At 59.8% G+C, this 20,077-nt stretch carries 19 protein-coding genes; 8 read left to right on the top strand and 11 right to left on the bottom strand.

What is annotated here, in order from left to right:
* Positions 1-5: 5 nt before the first annotated feature.
* Entirely contained in the window at positions 6-293 is a 288-nt protein-coding gene (gatC, locus tag F568_RS0107690) for an Asp-tRNA(Asn)/Glu-tRNA(Gln) amidotransferase subunit GatC (RefSeq protein ID WP_019018138.1), read from the bottom strand.
* A gap of 388 nt (positions 294-681) precedes the next feature.
* Here gatC and F568_RS0107700 point away from each other — a divergent pair, with 388 nt between their 5' ends.
* From F568_RS0107700 to tldD, 7 genes are all read left to right on the top strand, one after another.
* Complete coding sequence (locus F568_RS0107700; RefSeq protein WP_019018140.1) at positions 682-1,719, top strand: rod shape-determining protein; 1,038 nt, start codon at positions 682-684, stop codon at positions 1,717-1,719.
* A 67-nt stretch (positions 1,720-1,786) separates the two neighbouring features.
* Entirely contained in the window at positions 1,787-2,695 is a 909-nt protein-coding gene (gene mreC / locus F568_RS0107705; RefSeq protein ID WP_268247012.1) for a rod shape-determining protein MreC, read from the top strand.
* Entirely contained in the window at positions 2,695-3,183 is a 489-nt protein-coding gene (gene mreD, locus F568_RS0107710) for a rod shape-determining protein MreD (RefSeq protein WP_019018142.1), read from the top strand. The genes mreC and mreD overlap by 1 nt, the downstream gene beginning before the upstream one ends.
* Before the next feature lie 16 nt (positions 3,184-3,199).
* Positions 3,200-3,787, top strand: coding sequence for a Maf family protein (locus F568_RS0107715; RefSeq protein ID WP_019018143.1), 588 nt, complete (start codon positions 3,200-3,202; stop codon positions 3,785-3,787).
* Between the two features lie 84 nt (positions 3,788-3,871).
* Complete coding sequence (gene rng / locus F568_RS0107720; protein ID WP_019018144.1) at positions 3,872-5,335, top strand: ribonuclease G; 1,464 nt, start codon at positions 3,872-3,874, stop codon at positions 5,333-5,335.
* Between the two features lie 134 nt (positions 5,336-5,469).
* Complete coding sequence (locus F568_RS0107725) at positions 5,470-9,321, top strand: YhdP family phospholipid transporter (protein ID WP_019018145.1); 3,852 nt, start codon at positions 5,470-5,472, stop codon at positions 9,319-9,321.
* On the top strand, positions 9,318-10,772 hold the full coding sequence (tldD, locus tag F568_RS0107730; protein WP_019018146.1) for a metalloprotease TldD: 1,455 nt from the start codon (positions 9,318-9,320) through the stop codon (positions 10,770-10,772). Before F568_RS0107725 ends, tldD begins: the two co-directional genes overlap by 4 nt.
* Before the next feature lie 130 nt (positions 10,773-10,902).
* Here the strand turns inward: tldD and yjgA are convergent, their stop codons facing one another.
* A complete protein-coding gene (gene yjgA, locus F568_RS0107735) occupies positions 10,903-11,406 on the bottom strand; it encodes a ribosome biogenesis factor YjgA (RefSeq protein WP_019018147.1) in 504 nt (167 codons plus the stop codon).
* 66 nt (positions 11,407-11,472) lie between these two features.
* Here yjgA and pmbA point away from each other — a divergent pair, with 66 nt between their 5' ends.
* Positions 11,473-12,813, top strand: coding sequence for a metalloprotease PmbA (gene pmbA / locus F568_RS0107740; RefSeq protein WP_019018148.1), 1,341 nt, complete (start codon positions 11,473-11,475; stop codon positions 12,811-12,813).
* A gap of 175 nt (positions 12,814-12,988) precedes the next feature.
* Here the strand turns inward: pmbA and mgtE are convergent, their stop codons facing one another.
* The 9 genes from mgtE to lptC form a co-directional block, all read right to left on the bottom strand.
* Complete coding sequence (gene mgtE, locus F568_RS0107745) at positions 12,989-14,344, bottom strand: magnesium transporter (protein WP_019018149.1); 1,356 nt, start codon at positions 14,342-14,344, stop codon at positions 12,989-12,991.
* Between the two features lie 126 nt (positions 14,345-14,470).
* Positions 14,471-14,740 carry an HPr family phosphocarrier protein gene (locus tag F568_RS0107750; RefSeq protein ID WP_019018150.1) on the bottom strand — a complete coding sequence of 90 codons (270 nt, stop codon included), beginning with the start codon at positions 14,738-14,740 and terminating at the stop codon, positions 14,471-14,473.
* Positions 14,727-15,620: an RNase adapter RapZ gene (gene rapZ, locus F568_RS0107755; RefSeq protein WP_019018151.1), complete on the bottom strand. Its 894-nt coding sequence runs from the start codon at positions 15,618-15,620 to the stop codon at positions 14,727-14,729. Before rapZ ends, F568_RS0107750 begins: the two co-directional genes overlap by 14 nt.
* Before the next feature lie 70 nt (positions 15,621-15,690).
* Positions 15,691-16,173 (bottom strand): PTS IIA-like nitrogen regulatory protein PtsN, encoded by a 483-nt coding sequence (gene ptsN / locus F568_RS0107760; RefSeq protein WP_019018152.1) that lies wholly within the window; start codon positions 16,171-16,173, stop codon positions 15,691-15,693.
* Positions 16,174-16,178: 5 nt separating this feature from the next.
* Positions 16,179-16,487: a ribosome hibernation-promoting factor, HPF/YfiA family gene (gene hpf, locus F568_RS0107765; RefSeq protein ID WP_019018153.1), complete on the bottom strand. Its 309-nt coding sequence runs from the start codon at positions 16,485-16,487 to the stop codon at positions 16,179-16,181.
* Between the two features lie 157 nt (positions 16,488-16,644).
* Positions 16,645-18,060: an RNA polymerase factor sigma-54 gene (locus F568_RS0107770; protein ID WP_026300397.1), complete on the bottom strand. Its 1,416-nt coding sequence runs from the start codon at positions 18,058-18,060 to the stop codon at positions 16,645-16,647.
* 153 nt (positions 18,061-18,213) lie between these two features.
* Positions 18,214-18,939 (bottom strand): LPS export ABC transporter ATP-binding protein, encoded by a 726-nt coding sequence (gene lptB, locus F568_RS0107775; RefSeq protein ID WP_019018155.1) that lies wholly within the window; start codon positions 18,937-18,939, stop codon positions 18,214-18,216.
* Positions 18,940-18,959: 20 nt separating this feature from the next.
* Positions 18,960-19,490 (bottom strand): lipopolysaccharide transport periplasmic protein LptA, encoded by a 531-nt coding sequence (gene lptA / locus F568_RS0107780; RefSeq protein ID WP_019018156.1) that lies wholly within the window; start codon positions 19,488-19,490, stop codon positions 18,960-18,962.
* Entirely contained in the window at positions 19,490-20,077 is a 588-nt protein-coding gene (lptC, locus tag F568_RS0107785; RefSeq protein WP_019018157.1) for an LPS export ABC transporter periplasmic protein LptC, read from the bottom strand. The genes lptA and lptC overlap by 1 nt, the downstream gene beginning before the upstream one ends.

Consider the following 20,077-nt stretch of genomic DNA (forward strand, 5'->3'; position numbering starts at 1 on the left):
AGTGCTTATTCGACGACCCGGGGAACCAGATAAAGACCGTTTTCGACGGCCGGCGCACAACGCTGGAAACGTTCGCGCTGGTTGGCTTCGGTGACCTCGTCGGCACGCAGGCGCTGGGTGGCGTCCAGCGGGTGGGCTAGTGGCGCGACGCCCTGAGTGTCGACGGCCTGCAGGCGATCCGCCATCTCCAGAATTCGGCTCAAGTCGTCCACATAACGTTCGGCTTCATCATCATTCAGGCCCAGGCGAGCGAGGTGGGCGGCACGCCGCACGTCTTCCTGTTCAAGCGCCATAGCGTCAACTTCCTATATTTGCGTCAACGTTCGGAGTCGCGAAAGCCAACCATGACGAGCGCTGGCGAGGTGTTTGCCCTGTCGGCTCTCATGGCGATACGCGGAAAAAAACGCGTTTCCAGGCGTTGCAGATAGTTTGATGGATCATTCAGTTGCGTATGATGTCCTATCTTCTCTGCGTCGCATGTCTTCAGCGTCGCCTCGTTCGACATGATTGATCAGCGACTCCGGAGGAGGCCGGGCGACCGTCAAGGCTCCGCCCGAGATAAATAGGTGCAAAAGGTATCATAACTTACGGCTGACAGGCATCTTGCTTGCCGCGTCCTGCCCGCGATGATACCGTTTGCCTCCGCACAGGGTTCCGGTCTGGACTAGGTGAAAGACTTCCATGTTTAAACGTTTGAGGGGGCTGTTCTCCAGCGATCTGTCGATCGATCTGGGTACCGCCAACACACTGATCTACGTACGCGGTCGCGGTATCGTCCTGGACGAGCCCTCGGTAGTGGCCATCCGACAGTCGGGCAACATGCGTTCCGTGGCTGCGGTGGGGCTCGATGCCAAGCGTATGCTGGGGCGTACGCCGGGCAACATTACTGCGATCCGACCCATGAAGGATGGCGTGATTGCCGACTTCACCGTCACCGAGCAGATGTTGCAACACTTCATCCGCAAGGTTCACCAGAGCACCTTCCTGACCCCGAGCCCTCGTGTGCTGGTGTGTGTGCCTTGCATGTCGACCCAAGTCGAGCGGCGCGCCATCAAAGAGTCCGCCGAAGGGGCCGGCGCGCGTGAAGTGTTCTTGATCGAAGAGCCAATGGCTGCTGCGATCGGTGCGGGCCTGCCCGTCGAGGAAGCACAAGGTTCGATGGTTGTCGATGTGGGTGGCGGCACGTCAGAGATCGCCATCATTTCGCTAAACGGCGTGGTTTATTCCGAGTCCATCCGTGTGGGTGGCGACCGCTTCGACGAAGCCATCACCGCCTATGTGCGCCGCCACTACGGCAGCCTGATCGGTGAAGCGACTGCCGAGCGAATCAAGGAAGAAATCGGTTGTGCCTATCCTGGGGGAGAACTGCGCGAGATCGACGTGCGTGGACGCAACCTGGCTGAGGGCATTCCGCGCAGCTTTACGCTTAATTCCCATGAAATCCTCGATGCCTTGCAGGATCCCCTGGCCTCGATCGTTGCGGCGGTCAAGAGCGCCCTGGAACAGTCGCCTCCCGAACTGGCGTCGGACATTGCCGAGCGTGGCCTGGTATTGACCGGTGGTGGCGCACTGCTCCGTGATCTCGACAAGTTGATCGCCGAAGAAACCGGCCTGCCGGTTATCGTCGCTGAGGACCCCCTGACCTGCGTAGCGCGGGGCGGTGGCAAGGCCCTCGAGATGATTGACCAGCATACCTTCGAGCTGCTTTCCAGCGACTGATCGACCGTAGTCGCCACGCAGGCCGCCAAGGCTGCGTCGCGGCTGTCGGCCTGCGGGGGGAAGGCCTATCAAACCGCTGTTTTCGCATGGGCCGGTGCCCGGCTATCGCATGCTGTTATGCGCCATCATCGCGTTTGCGTTGATGTTCGCCGAGCAGCGCGTGCCGCGCATGACAGAGTACCGTGCTCATCTCTCTACGCTGGTGGCTCCTGTGCAGTGGGTTGTCAGTCTGCCCAGCGAGGGCCTCACTTGGGGAGCGCTGGTACTTTCCGACCAAGGCGAACTCATCGAAGAGAACCGGCATCTGCGTGAGCAATTGCTGAAGCTGTCCCATCGTGTACAGCGCATGGCCAGCCTCACGGCAGAGAATGTGCGTCTGCGTGAGCTTCTCGGTGCGGCACGGCGTAGCGGCATGCCATATATCACCGCCGAGCTATTGTCGCTGGATTCCGACCCCTTCACCTACCAAATGGTCATCGACCGGGGGCGCAGCGACGGCGTCTATGCCGGGCAGCCGGTCATGGACGCGTCCGGCCTGATCGGTCAAGTCACTTCCGTCTCCGCGTATACCAGCCGCGTGCTGATGCTGGCCGATGCCAGTCATGCCGTACCGGTGAAGATAAATCGCAATGGCTTGCGCTTCATCGTCCAAGGCTCGGGGCGCTATGACTCCCTGGATGTACTGCATGTACCGGATACCGCTGATATACGTGAAGGGGACCTACTGGTTACCTCCGGCTTGGCCGGGCGATTTCCCGAAGGCTATCCGGTCGCTCGCGTTGTCGAGGTCGTCCATGATCCGGGCGAACCTTTTGCGCAGGTCAGGGCCGAACCGGTATCGCAGCCCGAGCGCTCCCGTCATTTCCTGTTGCTATTCCCGCCACCGCCTGCCGAAGTGGCCGACCAGGCACTCGACGCTGCCATCCGACTCGGTAATGAAGCCAACGCGGCCAGTGCGAGTGAGGAGAGTGAGTGATGGCAGCGCATACCTTTCGTGGTCTGTTGATGATCTGGTTGAGCCTGCTACTGGCATTGTGCCTGCAGGTCATGCCGTTACCTGATGCCTGGCTGGTCTGGCGTCCCGATTGGCTGGGGCTGATTCTGGTTTACTGGTGTGTGGTAGCGCCCCAGCGGGCGGGCGTGTTCTATGGCTTCGTACTGGGCTTGCTGCTCGATCTGATTGAAGGATCACCGCTAGGTCAGAATGCCCTGGTGTTTTCATTGCTCGCCTACCTTGCCCTGTTGCTGTATCAGCGCATGAGAGCCTATGCCTTGGTACAGCAGGCCGTAATGGTCTTTATCTTGCTGGGCATCGTACAGCTCGTAGAGCAGTGGCTGCGTACCATTTTCGGGCCGTTTTCCATTAACTTGGCATTTTTGCTATCGGCGTTGATTGGCGCAGTTCTGTGGCCTTGGTTCTTTACGCTGCTACAGGCCGTGCGTCGCCGACTAAGCATCATTTAACGACAAGGAGCGATACGTGTCGTCTGCGCTGCTACGCCTCGCATCGGCGTCGCCACGGCGCCTCGAATTGTTGTCCTCGATAGGCTTCGACGCCGAGCGCGATATAGAAGTCATGCCGGTCGATATCGACGAGACACCGCATGAGGGCGAGTCGCCCGAGGCCTATGTCTTGCGCCTGGCACTAGCCAAAGCGTCAGCGGGCGCTGAGACAACCACATTGCCGACGTTGGGGTCGGATACCGCGGTGGTAGTGGCGGATCGGATTCTCGGCAAACCGACCAGCCGTGACCATGCTCTCGACATGTTGTCGCTTTTGTCGGGCCGTAGCCATGAGGTCATGACTGCCGTGGCAATTAGTGGCCCAGAAGGGCTGCTGACAACCCGTGTCACCACGCGCGTCTTCATGCGCCATATCGAAGCGCACGAAATGGCGGCCTATTGGGCCAGTGGCGAACCTGTCGACAAGGCGGGGGGCTATGCCATTCAAGGGCGAGCGGCGCTCTTTATTGAGCGTGTCGAGGGCAGTCATTCGGCTGTTGTCGGCTTGCCTTTGTTCGAGACGGCAAAATTGCTGGCTCGCCAAGGCGTGTCTCTATGGCGATAGCCTGGATCGTTATCGCCGCCTTCTCTGTGTCATAATCGGATCAACCCCTAGCGGCAAGCCCTAGCGTAACGATAAGGAACCTGCATGAGCGGTGAAGTATTGATCAATCTTACGCCGATGGAAACCCGCGTTGCCGTGGTCGAGAACGGGGTTCTGCAGGAAGCATTTATCGAACGTAGCCGACGTCGAGGCATCGTTGGCAATATCTATAAGGGCAAAGTGGCACGTGTACTGCCGGGCATGCAGGCGGCCTTCATCGATATCGGTCTCGAGCGTGCCGCATTCATCCATGCTCATGAGGTGATGCCGCCCAACACGCCTTCCGATGAGCAGGTGTCCATCAGTCAGTTATTGCACGAAGGGCAGCCATTGGTCGTCCAGGTTACCAAGGATCCGATCGGTTCCAAGGGGGCGCGCTTGACGACCCACCTATCGGTGCCGTCGCGCTATCTGGTCTACATGCCCGACTCGGCACATACCGGGGTCTCGCAACGCATCGAGGACGAAGGCGAGCGTGAGCGGCTCCGTCAGCTAGTCGAAGAGTGCCTGGAAGAGATCGATCACGAGGCGGCAGGTGGCTTCATCATACGCACAGCGGCCGAGGGCGTGGGCAGGGAAGAGCTGCTCACCGATATGCAGTTTCTGCTAAGACTATGGCGCAAGGTCGGCGAACGTAAGCTAAACGCACCTGCGCCGAGCCGTATCTACGATGACCTGCCATTGTTCATCCGCACCCTGCGAGATGTCATGCGCGACGATATCGAGAAGGTGCGTATCGATTCTCGGGAGAATTACCTCAAGTTGATGGAGTTCGCCCAGGAGTTCATGCCTGGCGTAGCCGAGCGCATCGAATACTATCCCGGTGAGCGACCGATCTTCGACCTGTTCAGTGTCGAGGATGAGATCCACAAGGCGTTGGGCCGCAAGGTCCAGCTCAAGTCGGGCGGCTATCTGGTCATCGACCAGACCGAGGCGATGACCACCATCGACGTCAATACCGGTGGGTACGTCGGGCATCGCAACCTTGAGGAAACCATCTTCAAGACCAATCTCGAGGCGGCGACGGCAATTGCCAGGCAGCTTCGCCTGCGCAACCTCGGCGGTATTATCATCATTGATTTCATCGACATGGAGGACCCGGAACATCAGCGCCAGGTCCTGCGTGTACTCGAGAAGGCACTCGAGCGCGACCACGCCAAGAACAAGATGACCGGCGTGACCGAGCTCGGCCTGGTGCAGTTGACGCGTAAACGGACTCGGGAGAGCCTGGAGCAGACCCTGTGCGAATCCTGTCCGACCTGTCAGGGACGCGGCACCCTCAAGACGCCCGAGACGATTTGCTACGAAATCTTCCGTGAAATACTCCGTGAAGAGCGGGCCTATAGCCCTGAAACTTACATGGTGCTGGCCTCGCAATCCGTGGTCGACAGACTTCTCGATGAGGAGTCCGCCGCCGTGGCCGATCTGGAGATTTTCATCGGCAAGACAATCCGCTTCCAGGTCGAGGCTCATTACTCCCAAGAGCAGTACGATATCGTATTGATGTGAGCCGCTCGCGTTATGCCTGCCGGTTCGAGGGCGTCTTGGCGCGGGTCTGCAGAACTTGCGTAGCGTCAACAGGTCTGTCGATCGATTGAGGGGGCAAGGAAGCTGCAGCATGGACCAGGGGGCAGGTAATTGATATGGCAACGCCACGCATCGTGCTGCGGTGGGTACTGACTTTGCTGGCTATCGTTCTGGCGGTGGCAGCAATGCTGATAGGCGGAGTGCGTGTTGCCATGCATCAGAGCGACACGCTGCGCGAAGAACTTGGCGCTTGGTTGACCGGCCAGTTCAGCGCTAGCATGCAACTGGGCCAGCTCAACACCTCCATGCATGGGCTCGATCCTTCCGTGTCGATCGATGACCTGCAACTGATCTCGCATGCCAGCGTCGATCCCTATTCCCTTCTCGATATCAAGCAGTTAAGCCTGCGCCTCGATATTCTGTCCTCGCTGCGTGCTGGCTATCCTGTGCTGGCCGGGGCCCGGGTTGAGGATGCCACGCTACACCTTTATCAAGACCGTCAGGGCAAGTGGTCCTGGCCTGCGCCTGCCAGATTACCGAACGAGATCGTTCCCGATAGCGGTTTTGCGATTGCCGACATCGATCAGGTGACCGAGCTGTTGTTACGCCAGCGGTTGCAGGCCAAGAACCTCCAGGTCGTGCTGCACGGCATTGACGATACTGTGACGATGACGGCGCCACGTGTGGTAATGGCAGGCAGCGACCAGGGCGCCCGCTTGGAAGGAAAAGTCTTCCTCGAGGGGGAAAACCGCTACGCGCTGGAGTTCATTCTGGAAACGGCACCCAGCGACAGGACGCCGGAAGAGTATCAGGCGTCGCTGCAGGTTAGAGCGGACTTGAATAGCCTGTCGCGGCTGGGGCGCTTGGTTACGCAGCCTACGCCGCTCAACTTCGAGGCCGTGCAGGGCTCGGCTGTCTTATGGGGATTCTGGCGTAACGGGCGCCTGCAGGATGCCCGTGCCGAGCTGGACATTATCGAACTCGGTTTCGGCGATCCAGGAGCAGGCGGGTCATTACAGGGCGTCGGTGCTCAAGCGCAGTGGCTGCGCGGCGAGCAGGATAACTGGCAGGCTTGGATTACACCTACCTCATCGGCCTCCGAGACGCCCGGTGCCTGGCCCATGCCTCGGCATCTTTACGCTGAAGGCAACGACCAGAGTTGGACATTACGCAGTTCCTCCTTCGATATTGGTGAACTGGCAGCCTGGAGCCAGCGGTTGGCAGTGTCGACTGGACTGTCTGAAGCTATTGGTGGTCTGGATCCCACTGGTCGGGTAGAAGGTCTGTCGGTGGGCTGGCGCCAAGGGCAATGGCAGTCACATGCCTTACTCGAAAACTTCTCGGTGGATACCTGGCAGGGCGCGCCGGGAGGAGGCCCTTTCGATGCTTGGGTAGAGACAACAGGAAAGCGTGGGCAGGTCACGTTCACCGGTGCACCCGGCATGGCCTTGAACCTTCCCGAGACCTTTGAGGCGCCACTTGAGGTCGACGCCATTGCAGGAGAGGTTTCTTGGATTTATGGCGGTGATGCCTGGCGCATTGGCGGAAAGGATTTGGAGGCGGTCTGGCGAGGCGCCAAGCTTAATGGCGAGTTCGGGTTGGTAACGTCCGGCGAAAGTCCCGGTGAGTTCGAGCTTCGCCTGGATATGGCCAATATCGATGCCATTGAGACGCCGCTCATGGCATGGCTTCCTGCCAAGGTGCTCGGCCCCGACCTGCGTGACTGGTTGGGGCAAGGCATTGCCGGAAGGGTTCCTCAAGGCAATCTCTATGTTCAGCACACGCTAGATGACGACCTCGACACGAGTGAGGCCAGGGAAGATGAGGAATTCGATGGCAAGCTGCGCCTGAATCTCCAGGTTGAAGACGGCCGCCTGCCTTTTGACCCTTTATGGCCAGCGTTGGAACATGTCAGCGGGGAATTGACGGTCAACGGAGAAACCCTTCATGCCGATGTCGCGCACGCCGAAGTCAGCGGTCTGATCAGCGAGGGCGCAAAAGTGACACTACAAGATGATCTGTTGCGCATCGAGGGGCCGGTGAGCGGCTCGAGCCAATCGCTTCTGGATTTTCTGGTGGCCAGTCCACTGGAGGGCATGGACACGTTTGCGAAGTGGCGCAGCGAAGGTCAGGTTAAGGGACAGCTGTCGCTGACGGCGCCGATGGTAGAGGGCAATGAGGTCGAAAATAGTGAGGCGTTGGAGGTCGACGTCAAAGCCAGTCTCGATGTGCCGAGCGTGACCTTGCCACAGTCGGAGCTGACACTGGGTAACCTCAACGGCCAGTTGCATTATCAACATGTAAGGAATGAGGATACGCTGACCGGCGAACTCGGCGCCCGGGTTTTCGAAGGACCGGTGTTGGCGCGCTTCGACGTCGGTGGCAAAGGGGTGACCCTGGAAGGGCGAGCTTTGGCCCGCGGGCTGCTGGAATGGGCCGGCACGCCGGAGCTGGACCACCTGCTGGTAGGCTACTTTCCCTATACTGCGCATCTCGATCTGCAAGGCGAGCAGCCTAATCTGACCCTCGACAGTGATTTGCAAGGATTGGCCATCCTGCTACCCGCGCCATTCGGCAAGCAACTCGACGAGCGGGTGCCCTTGCATGTCGAATCGACGTTGGGCGAACTCATGCGTGTGGACGTAGCCGATCGGCTCAGGGCACGTTGGCGTACGCGTGGAGAGCAAGTCTCGCAGGGGCAGGTTTGGCTGGAGCGTTGGCCGGCGTCGCCGGATTGGCCGAGCGGTCCTGGCTGGGAAGTCATCTGGCGGTCGTCAGGTCTGCCACTGGCACGTTGGAAGAATGCGTTGGCGAGCGTGTCGCTAACCGATACGGCGGAAACGTCGCCTCAGGGCCCATCGGCACTGCGTCGGATCGTGGTCGACACCAACTGCCTGCGATGGGAGCAACGCTGCCTGGGGTCGCTGAATGCCTCACTGGCTCCGGTAGGCGGCGGTTGGCATATCGGCCTGGCCGGCAGCTTGGCGCAAGGCGAAGCAGAATATTTTCCGCAACGCGCGAGGCCGCTGGACATTGCGCTTTCGAGCCTGTCGCTGGACGCTCTGCTGCCTGAGGCGCCCTCACCGGAATCCACCGGGCTGCTTGGCCAAGTCGCGACCCCACCCGAGTCGGCCGCGTTACCGGCGATGTTGGCCCGGCTTCCCTCAGGTCAGGTCAATATTGATTCTCTCCAGTATCAAGGGCGGCAGGTAGGACCGTTCGCGGCCAGTTGGAATGCGACGGCAGAGCGCTTGAGCATCAAGCCGCTGTCGCTGACGCTGGGAGAGGTCATTGCCAAAGGTGAATTGATCTGGGAAAAGTCAGGGATTGAGAGCAGCCTGACCCGCTTGAGGATCGCCTTGTCGGGTGGTGACTTGGGCTCGCTGATCGAGGCGTTGGGGCAGCCTGCCCCCTTGCGTAGTGAGTCGACCCAGGTCCAGACTCAATTGGCATGGCCCGGGGCGCCTTGGCAGTTTGCTCTGGAACGTTCGCGCGGCAGCATCGAGGCGGAACTCGAGGATGGGCGGTTCCTGACGTTGGAATCCCCCTCTGCACGCCTGGTCGGCCTGCTCAATGTCGATAATCTGTTGCGCCGGCTACGCCTGGACTTCTCCGACGTAACAGGGCAGGGCACGGCGTTCGACAGCGTGACCGGGAGTGCGACATTGTATGATGGTCGCCTTGAGACGCGAGGTCCGGTTGAAATCGATGGCCCATCCACTCAGTTTACGCTGAAAGGCAGTGTCAACCTTGCTGCAAGGCAGCTCGACCTGCTTCTGGGAATTACATTACCGGTCAGCCAGAACCTGCCGCTGGCCGCGGTACTTATTGGAGCGCCTTACGTCGGTGGCGCGCTTTTCCTGGCCGACAAGGTATTTGGTGGCTGGATCGACAAGGTCACACGAATTCACTACCGCGTGCAGGGTCCATGGACCTCGCCGCAGATCACACTGGAAAATGCCGAATGACGCAATTGACCGAATCTCCGCTTGACGAGGCCATTGCCACGCTGCTGGCACCGGGAGGCCTGGATGCCGAGGCACTTGAGCCTGGATTGAGCCATGCGCTGGGGCCGGGTATCGATTACGCGGATCTTTACTTCCAGCGCAGTTGGCATGAGAGTTGGGTGCTTGAAGATGGTGAGGTCAAGGATGCCAGCTACAGCATCGATGGCGGCGTGGGGGTAAGGGCGCTAGCTGGCGAGAAGACTGGCTTTGCCTATTCCAATCAGATCACTGCCGAGGCGCTGGCCGAAACCGGCAGAACCGCTTCGGGTATCGCCCGCAGCGGGGCACGCCTAGATCGTGCCCCGGCCAGAATGGTCACAGCGCCGCTGCATTATACCGGCGTTGACCCCCTCTCTGGCCTGACCGCCGAGGATAAGATCGTCATGCTCAAGCAGGCCGATCGCGTGGCGCGTGCTGCCGATCCGGCCGTGACTCAGGTCAGCGCATCGCTGACCGGTGAGCATGAAGTGGTTCTGGTGCGTGCCAGCGACGGGACGTTAGCTGCGGATATTCGCCCTCTGGTACGCCTGAATGTCAGTGTTATTGTCGCGAAGAATGGGCGCCGCGAGCGGGGAAGCGCAGGTGGCGGAGGCCGTTATGCCATGTCGCGGCTACGCGACGAGAATGCCGCCGAGCGCTTCGCCAAGGAAGCGGTACGCCAGGCGCTGGTTAATGTGGAGGCGGTAGATGCGCCGGCCGGCCAAATGCCGGTAGTGCTGGGTTCCGGCTGGCCCGGAATTCTACTCCACGAAGCGGTCGGCCATGGACTCGAGGGCGATTTCAACCGCAAGGGTAGCTCAGCATTTGCTGGGCGCATGGGGCAGCGGGTCGCTGCGCCAGGGGTCACCGTGGTCGACGATGCTACCTTGGCGGATCGCCGAGGATCGATGAGCATCGATGATGAAGGGACGCCTGGGGCTTATACGCCGCTGATCGAAGATGGCATCCTGGTTGGCTACATGCAGGACAAACTGAATGCGCGTTTGATGGGCATGGCACCCACCGGGAATGCGCGCCGCGAGTCTTATGCCCATCTGCCCATGCCACGTATGACCAATACCTACATGCTGGCCGGGCAGGACGATCCCGAAGATATTATCAAGAGCGTGAAGCGCGGACTCTACGCGGTCAGCTTTGGCGGTGGCCAGGTGGATATCACCTCCGGCAAGTTCGTGTTCTCGGCCAGTGAAGCCTACCTGATCGAGGATGGACGTATTACCACGCCGGTCAAGGGCGCCACACTGATCGGCAACGGGCCGGACGCCATGGGCCGGGTATCGATGATCGGCCATGACATGGCGCTAGACACCGGTATCGGCGTCTGTGGCAAGGAAGGACAAGGTGTGCCAGTGGGTGTCGGTCAGCCAACGTTGAAGTTGGATGAGATCACTGTCGGTGGTACTCAATCTTGAAGAGGGAAGCGGCCGCGCTCGACGAGGCGGTGTTGGGGCTGAGTTCGCAATGCTCATTCTTCGCCAACTAGCCTCGTCGTTGCTCGTGACGCTTCCAAAGGCAAATGTGGCTCAGTGGTCCCTGTGCACACTACATGCCCGCTGTGTCGCGGATCAGCTTGAAGAGCTTACGGGCATTAGTCGGCGGCTTGTCGCGTTCACGCTCGTTACGGGCGTTGCGTATCAGTTGGCGCAGTGCCTGGCGGTCGACGTTGGGGTGGTCGGCGATAAACGGTTCGAGGGCCTCGTCATCGTCGATGAGCCGGTCGCGCCATTTCTCGAGGCGGTGAAAGGCGTTGTCACGACGGAGCTTTTCCTGCTCGAACTCGTCGAAGGCAGCCTGGATGCCCGTGATGTCTTCGCGGCGCATGACCTTGCCGACGTACTGCATGTGGCGTCGGCGGCCTTCATGGGAGCGAATGCGTGACGTTTCCTCGACGGCGGCGAGCATGTCCTCGGAGAGAGGCAGTCGCGCTCGCTGGGCGTCGGACAACGCAATGATCTTTTCTCCCAGTTCCTGCAGGGCTTGCATTTCCTGCTTGCGCTGGGTCTTGCTCGGGCGACCATCTTGGTCGGCGGGTGAATCAAATGACATGCCATTACCATCAGCATTGGGAGGTTGGTGCAGTATAACAGCCAGCCTCGCGACAAGGAGAACATCATGACTCAGGCTTTCGATGCCGCTGCACAACAGGCATTGCTGGAGTCGCGTGTCGCTGCCGCCCTTGAGCAGGCACGCAAGTTGGGTGCCGACGCCTGCGAAGTCGGGGCCAGCGTCGACCAGGGGACCGGCGTCAACGTACGTTTGGGTGAAGTGGAGACGGTCGAGCTTTCACGTGACCAGGGCTTTGCCGTGACAGTCTATGTAGGTAAACGCAAGGGCAGTGCCTCGTCATCGGATGCTGGCGAGGACTCGATACGTGCCGCGGTGGAAAGAGCCATGGCGATTGCCCGGTATACGGGGGAGGATCCTGCCTCTGGACTGGCCGATGCTGATCTGATGGCTACGGAATTCCCTGACCTGAAGGTGCATCACCCCTGGCATCTGGATACCGATGAGGCCATCGAACTGGCTCTGGCTTGTGAGGCGGCCGGGCGAGCCGTGCCCGGAATCACCAACTCCGACGGGGCGGGCTTGAGCAGTGGTGAAGGGGTGCGGGTGTATGGCAACAGCCATGGTTTTCTGGCCGGGTTGAAAGGCAGCCGGCACTCCTTGTCGTGCATGCTGATCGCTGGTGACGAGCAGGGCATGCAGCGCGACTACGATTACAGTAGCGTACGCGATCCTGCCCTGCTCGCCTCGCCCGAGTCGATCGGCCAGCGTGCCGCCGAGCGCACCTTAAGCCGTTTGGGAGCGCGCCGCCCGGCAACCGGAAAAATGCCTGTAATGTTTGCTCCCGAGTTGGCCGGTGGCCTGGTTGGGCACTTTCTCAGTGCGATTGCTGGTGGCTCGCTTTACCGCGAGGCCTCTTTCCTGTGCGACAGGCTTGGTCAGCCGCTGTTTCCCGACTGGTTCACACTGATGGAGAAGCCCCGTGAAATCGGTGCTATGGCAAGTTCGCCGTTCGATAATGACGGTGTCTACACTCGGGATAACGTGTATGTCGAGGGGGGGAAGATCGCCAGTTACATGCTCTCGGCCTACAGCGCGCGTCGCCTGGGTATGACCTCTACGGGGAATGCCGGTGGGGCGCGTAATGTGCGCATCGAGGCACCACTCGTTTCGCAGCAACAGTTGCTTGCCCGGATGGATCGCGGTGTACTGGTAACCGAGCTTATGGGTCAGGGAATTAACGGCGTCACCGGCGATTATTCACGTGGGGCGGCGGGCTTCTGGGTCGAGAACGGCAAGATTCAGTACCCGGTCGAGGAATTTACCATTGCCGGGAACCTCAATGCCATGTTCGCCAATCTGCTTGGGGTCGGGAACGACATCGATACGCGCGGCAGCATTCATTCTGGAAGCTGGCTGATCGATGACATGACCGTGGCTGGTAGCTGAATTCGTCGTACTGCGGCCAGCCCTGAATATCAGGGTACTGGTCGTCTTGAAGCTAAAGAGGCCGAGGGTAGGTCAAGGCAGTGGGTATCTCCTGGAAGAGAAAGGTAGCTCACCAGGACGCGTAGACTTTCGGCCGAGACCTGACCTTGGCGTGGTAGCCTGGCCCAATTTACCGTCAAAGGTAAAGAAGCGTCGCCAGGCCCAGAAAGGCCATGAAACCGATGACGTCGGTGACGGTCGTCAGAATGACGCTGCCGGACAGCGCCGGGTCAATCTTGAGTTTCTTGAGGGCAACTGGCAACAGCGTACCGCAGAAGGCGGCGATCAACAGATTGATGACGATCGCCGCTGCGATGATCCCGCCCAAGGCAATATCCTTGAACCACAGTATGGCAACACCGGCGACTACCGCAGCCCATAGCAATCCATTGAGCGCCCCAACGATCAGCTCACGGTTAAGTAGCCAGCGCAGGTTGGAACTTGAAACATGCCCGAGGGCAATGCCTCGAATCAGTACGGTCAGGGCTTGGGAGCCGGCGATACCCCCCATGCTGGCGACGATCGGCATCAGCACGGCCAGCGCCGTGACCTGCTGAATGGTGCCTTCGAACATGCCTATCACAGCAGCGGCCATGAATGCCGTGATCAGGTTGATTCCGAGCCACACCGCACGCCGTCGGCTGGTCCGCCAGGCCGGGGCGAATGTGTCTTCTTCATCGTCGAGACCGGCGAGGCTCATCATGCGGTGCTCCGCCCCCTCGCGTATGACGTCAACGACATCATCAATGGTGATGCGTCCCAGCAGGTGGCCGTCCGTCCCGACAACCGGCGCGGAAATCAGGTCGAACTTCTCGAACAGGTTCGCGACGTCTGCTTCGTGGAGCATGGCAGAAATAGTCACCATGTCGGTGTCCATTACTTCGCGTACCAGCATGGAAGGGTCGGAGACCAACAGGCGATTAATGGGCAGGCTGCCAATCAGCTTATCGCTGCGCGTCACGACCAGCAGGGTGTCGGTGGCCTCCGGGAGGCGCTCGTGGCGGCGTAAATAGCGCAGTACGACGTCCAAGGTGATATCGGGACGAATCGTTAGCGCATCCGTGTTCATCAGGCCGCCTGCCGTGTCCTCTGGGTAGGACAATACGGTTTCCAGGCGTTGGCGCTCCTGGGCCTCCATGGAGGCAAGTACTTCCTGAATGACCGCATTCGGTAGCCGCTGCAGGAGGTCGGCCAGATCGTCTACATCGAGACCTTCGGTCGCCGATACCAACTGCTGCGCATCCATGCGGTACAGGAATTCGGTCTGGACGTCTTCCCCGAGATACTGCAGTACGTCGCCCTGAAGCTCCGGATCGATCAGCTCCCAAAGGACGTTGCGCTCCTTGGGTGGCGATGATTCAAGCAGGTGGGCGACATCGACGGGCGCGAGGCCACGGTTGAGCATCCGGCGAGCCGGCTCCAGCGCACCATTCTCCAGTGCCTCGTTGAGCCTGGCCAGTTTGGGCTGAAGCTTTTCTGGATTATTGCTCATGGCCTTCGGCGCCCTCAGTCCACCCGCGATGGCGCGTATTCTACCATGGTCGCAGCGCTTGATGAGGAAAAGCCGAACAGCGTTTTCTAAACGCTATCAATGTTGGGTACGTACGGCAGCGCGGAACTAGATATCTTCCTCGAAGCGGGATTCGAAAAGGGCTTCAAGGGCATCCAGCACGGCGTTGGCCTCGGGACCTTCGGCCCGCAAATTCAGGACGCTCCCGCAAGGCGCTGCCAGCATGAGCAGGGCCATGATATTGGCAGCATCGGCCTCACGCCGCTGATAAGTAACGATGACACTGGCATCGAAGGGTTGGCAGCATTGAACCAGCTTGGTCGCCGCACGAGCATGAAGCCCGCGCTTGTTGACCAGGGTCAGCTCACGCTGGGGCATCGGCATCGTCCTCTACGGCCGTATGGATTCCTAGCTCGCGGTGACGAAGACGAACCCGATAGTGAGATGAGAAGTGACGTGCCAGGTGTTCGGTAAGATAGACCGAACGATGCTGCCCGCCAGTACAGCCGATCGCGACCGTCAGATAGCTCCGGTTACTGGCCAGATAGGCAGGAAGCCATCGTTCTAGCCAGTCTCGGATATCATTGGCCAGCGCGGTGACATCGGGATAGTCCTCGAGGAATTCGATGATTTCGCGATCACGTCCGTTGAACTTGCGCAGGCGCGGATCCCAGTAAGGATTGGGCAGGCAGCGGGCATCGAAAACCATATCAGCATCCAGTGGCACGCCGCGCTTGAAGCCGAACGACTCGAACGTCAGCATCAGCTGGCCGCTGGAGTGATGCGCGACCTGCTCAGCGATTCGTCCGCGCAGGTCATGCACTGACAACTGTGAGGTGTCGATAACCAAATCGGCGATATCGTGTATTCGGGAAAGCGCGGTTTCCTCGGAGTCGATGGCCTCTGCCAGCGTCATCTCGCTGTCACGGGTCAAGGGATGCCGCCGGCGCGTCGCTGAGTAGCGCTCCAACAGCACCTTGACATCAGCCGTGAGGTAAACCACCTGACACTGAATGCCTCGAGCGCGTATGTCTTCGAGCAGAGATGGAAAGCGCTTGAGGGCAGCTGGCAGGTTTCTGGCATCGATGCTTACCGCGATGCTGGTGCGCTTGGCCTCGCCCTGTTGTAGCTCGTCGATCAGGGCATCGAGCAGCATGGCCGGCAGGTTATCGATGGCATAGAACCCCAGGTCCTCGAGCGCCTGGAGGGCAATCGACTTTCCCGAGCCGGAACGACCGCTGATGATGACGAGCTGCATGAGCGCGGCTCCTTCCTGATGTAATAGATGACGGACTGAGAGTGTGGCGGCAACTTTCGTCTCAGGCGGCTCAGCCGTCCTGATTGCCTGAACCGAGGCGCTGTATGGCCTGGATGAGTACGTCGTAAAGCTGCCGCTGGCTTTCGCTGCGGCGCAACCGAGCCCGGGTCTCGGTGTCGTTCATCACGCTGGCGACCTGTGCCAGCAGGGCCAGGTGCGTTTCGTCTGCGGCTTCGGGAACCAATAGCACAAAGACCAGGTCCACCGGCTCGCCATCGACGGCATCGAAGTCGATGGGTTCCTGAAGCTTTAGGAACCCGGCTATGGGCGCTTTGCAATGAGGATCCCTGGCATGGGGAATAGCCACACCATTGCCGATGCCAGTGCTACCCAGCCGCTCGCGTCCAATCAGGCGGCTGAACACTTCCTGACTATCCAGGCTGGGCGTGTTCTGTGCGATAAATGTACTGAAAAATTCCAGCACGCGTTTCTTGCTTCCCCCGGGCGCCGCGTAAAGGATTCGCTCGGGGGGCAGGATGGATTCCAGATTCATGGGAGTCAGCGGGCATCGGCGCCCTGGGCGCGCGCCTGAGCTTTTTCCTTGTGTTTCACGAGTTGACGGTCGAGCTTGTCGGCGAGCGCATCGATGGCGGCATACATATCGCCATCCTGAGCTACGGCATACAAGTCGGCACCGGCGGCGTGGAGCGTGCAGGCAGCCTGGTGACGTTCTTTCTCGATCGAGAGCGTTACTTGAACATTGGTAATGTTATCGTAGTGGCGCTCCAGACGGGCAAGCTTTTCGTTCACGTAGTCACGCAGTGCGTCGGTCAGTTCGACATGATGACCTGTGATGTTTACTTGCATGTCACGCTCCTGTGTCCTGCAGTTGGCAACTCGATTGTAACCCTTTTTGAAGCGTAGCAAACCCCCGGTAAAACACTCGGTTCGTATCGTGGACGATGCGTTGGATCAAGTCAGGAAGGAGGCACACATCCGTGTGTGCGGTCTTGGGTGATGCGGGTCAGGCTAAACGCTTGCGCTCGCTGGAGGAGGGGATGCCGAGTGCTTCGCGATACTTTGCCACGGTGCGGCGTGCGACCTTGATGCCGTCGGCGGCGAGCAGATCAACCAGCTTACTGTCGGAGAGCGGCTTACGTGGCGATTCCTCGCCGATGAGTTTCTTGAGTTTGGCGCGGATTGCCGTGCTGGAATGGGCGTCCCCCTCGCTGCCGCCGACTTGGCTGGAGAAAAAGTACTTCAGTTCGAATACGCCGCGTGGGGTATGGATGAATTTCTGCGTAGTGACCCGTGAGATGGTCGACTCGTGCATATCTACAACCTGGGCGATATCGGCCAGGATCAGCGGCTTCATGGCTTCCTCGCCTCGTTCGAGAAAGTCGAGCTGGCGCGTCATTATCTCGCGACCCACCTTGAGCAGCGTATCGTTACGACTGGACAGGCTCTTGATCAGCCAACGCGCCTCCTGCAGATGTTGCTTCATGAACGTGTTGTCGTCGCTCTTGTCGGCCCGCCGGATCAGGGCGGCGTAATCCGGCTGAATACGTAAACGTGGCATGGCTTCAGGGTTCAATTCGATGCGCCAGCCTTCACGGGTATGGCGAGCCAGCAGGTCGGGAATGACGTAATCGCTGCTGCTGTCGTCAAATGCCTGGCCTGGGCGTGGATCGAGACCGCGGATCAGAGCGATGACGGTATTCAATTGGTCGTCGTCGAGGCGTAGACGTCGCTTGAGCAGCTTGCGGTCATCTCCGGCCAGGGCCTCCAGGAACTGGCGGACCAGCCGCTTGGCCTGGGGCAGCAAGGGTGTCTCGTCGGGTAGGGCGCCGAGCTGTAGCAGCAGACACTCACGCAGGTTACGCGCACACGCGCCGGTGGGGTCGAACTGCTGAATTTGCACGAGCACCTGTTCGACCTCGGCGGTCTTGAGCCCTGCCAGCCCCTGGTCACGAAGCCCCTCGGTCAGCGTGTCGAGATCGACGTCGAGGTAGCCGGAGGGGCTGACCGCATCGATCAAGCTCTCGGCAATGATCCGATTACGCTCGGAAAGGTCGGTCATGTTCAGCTGCCACATCAGGTGGCCTTGAAGGCTGGCGCCTGCTGTATTGCGTTCGAAGTCGGGACCTTCTTCGCTACTACCGCTACTGCCGACAACATCCTGATAGGTGTCCGACCACTCGCTATCGACAGTGAGTTCGTCAGGTATATCGTCGGCCCAATCATCATCAGCCGGCTCGCTGACAGCCGTTTCGCCGTAGGCCTCCTCGAGCTCCAGCATGGGATTGGAGTCCAATGCCTGCTGAATCTCCTGGCGAAGGTCCAGGGTCGACAGCTGCAGGAGTTGGATTGCCTGCTGCAACTGTGGCGTCATGGTCAGCTGGGTGCCGACGCGGAGCTGCAACGTTGGTTTCATTGCCATAGTGGAAACAGGTTCGAAGACAGGTTGTGTTCGACACGGTATCCCTGGCGAGGTCAGCTTGCAAGTGCAAAAGCAATATTCATGCCACGAATGGAGGGGGTGCCGTCATACACGGGCTTGGGTCGGCTGGGAGTGGCTTGCATAATGAGGGGATTAGAGGCGGAACTCGTCACCAAGGTAGACCTGGCGTACTTTCTGGCTAGCCAGAATAGCTTCCGCATTGCCCTCGGCAATGATCTGCCCATCACCGACGATATAGGCGTTATCGCAGATATCGAGCGTCTCACGGACGTTGTGATCGGTAATCAATATGCCAATGCCACGTGCGCGAAGCTGACGGATGATGCCCTTGATTTCACCCACCGAGATGGGGTCGACCCCGGCGAAAGGCTCATCAAGCAGGATGAATGCCGGGTCGGTAGCTAGCGAGCGGGCGATCTCGACACGCCGACGCTCCCCGCCCGACAGGCTCATTCCCAGGTTGTCGCGAATGTGGGTGATATGGAACTCCTCAAGCAGCCGTTCCAGCTGGGCATGGCGCTGTGTCTTGTCGAGCTCCTTCCGTGTCTCGAGAATCGCCAGGATATTGTCGGCTACCGATAACTTGCGGAAAATCGAGGCTTCCTGGGGCAAGTAGCCGATACCAGTACGGGCTCGTAGATGCATGGCGGCGTGCGTCAGGTCCTGATCGTCAATGCTGACGGTGCCGGCATCCGCTCTGACCAGGCCGACGATCATATAGAAAGAGGTCGTCTTGCCGGCGCCATTGGGGCCCAGCAGGCCCACGATACTGCCTTGGCCTATGGTAAGGCTAATGTCCTTGACCACGCGCCGGTTCTTGTAGCTCTTGGCCAGGTGTCTAGCTGACAAGGTTTTCATCGGTTCGCGTATCCTGTTCGTCACTGGGTGCGCTGAGGTGTCAGGGTCATGCGTACACGTTCGCGCTCACCGTCGCCAGTCTCGGAGCGGGCCTGTACCTGGCGCCGGTCAAGGAAATACTCGACATAGGCGCCACGGAAGGTATCGCCGCCCTGATGCAGTTCCGCCTGATTGATGAGTTCCACGCGACGCTGGTCTGCGTGGTAAATAACGGTACGACCCCACCCTCGGACGATCGGGTCCTCGGGGGCGGGCTTCTGCTCGAGATAGGCTCGCTCGCTCTCGCCAATGGCTGTAACGAGCGAAACTTCGCCTTGCCCGTTGCGTTCGATCTCGACCCGGCCCGCTGTCAGTTTCATGCTGCCCTGCTGCATTTCCACATCGCCGATATAAACTGCAGTACCTGCCCGGTTGTCGAGTTCGAGGCGATCCGCGGCGATCTCTATCGGTGCGCTGGCATCGCTCTCTAAAGCGATGGCTGCAGGGCTGACAAGACCCAGCAGGGCTAGGCCGAGCCCGGCGATGGCTGCTTTGATGGGCAATGAAAGCATCATGATCCTCTTTCCTCATCTATCGGGGGATGGATGCCGCGCACGTTATCGGTCAGGCGCATGCGGTCTTCGTTGAGCCAGGCATCGAAACGGTCACCGCGTACCCGTTGTTCATACTGACGCAACAGCGCCTCGCTCTCGCTCCAGGCATGGCTACTAGCATTGTCGTAGATCAGGGTCTCGGTGTTGAGCCGCCAGCCCTCCGCGGGTGCTTCCAGTTGAGCATCGCCTCGCAGGGTCAAAGGATTGCCGCCAGCGCCCAATGTTCCTGTTTCACCTCGCGCGAACCAGATACGGCCCTCTTCGTCGAAGATTCGGATACGTGGGGTTTCGGCACGCGTCACATCGTCCTCGGGGGTATGCACGAGGCGTGGGGTTTCCAGGCGTTGGTAGGCACGCCCTTGGGCATCGAAGCGCGTCATGCGTGCTCCTTCCAGATAAAAATCCGGCTCGCCTGCTTCGTCATGGGGGACCGGGCCCGGCAAGGAGGCGTCGCGCTGCTCAATGATGGCGAGCACACCACCCAGGGCCAACAATAGCAGGGCCAGCCATACTTTGACGGACGGTTTGCGCAGGCGCCAGGCCAT

This window comes from Modicisalibacter luteus DSM 23508 (assembly GCF_000378505.1).
In the GTDB taxonomy this organism is placed as follows: Bacteria; Pseudomonadota; Gammaproteobacteria; order Pseudomonadales; family Halomonadaceae; genus Modicisalibacter; species Modicisalibacter luteus.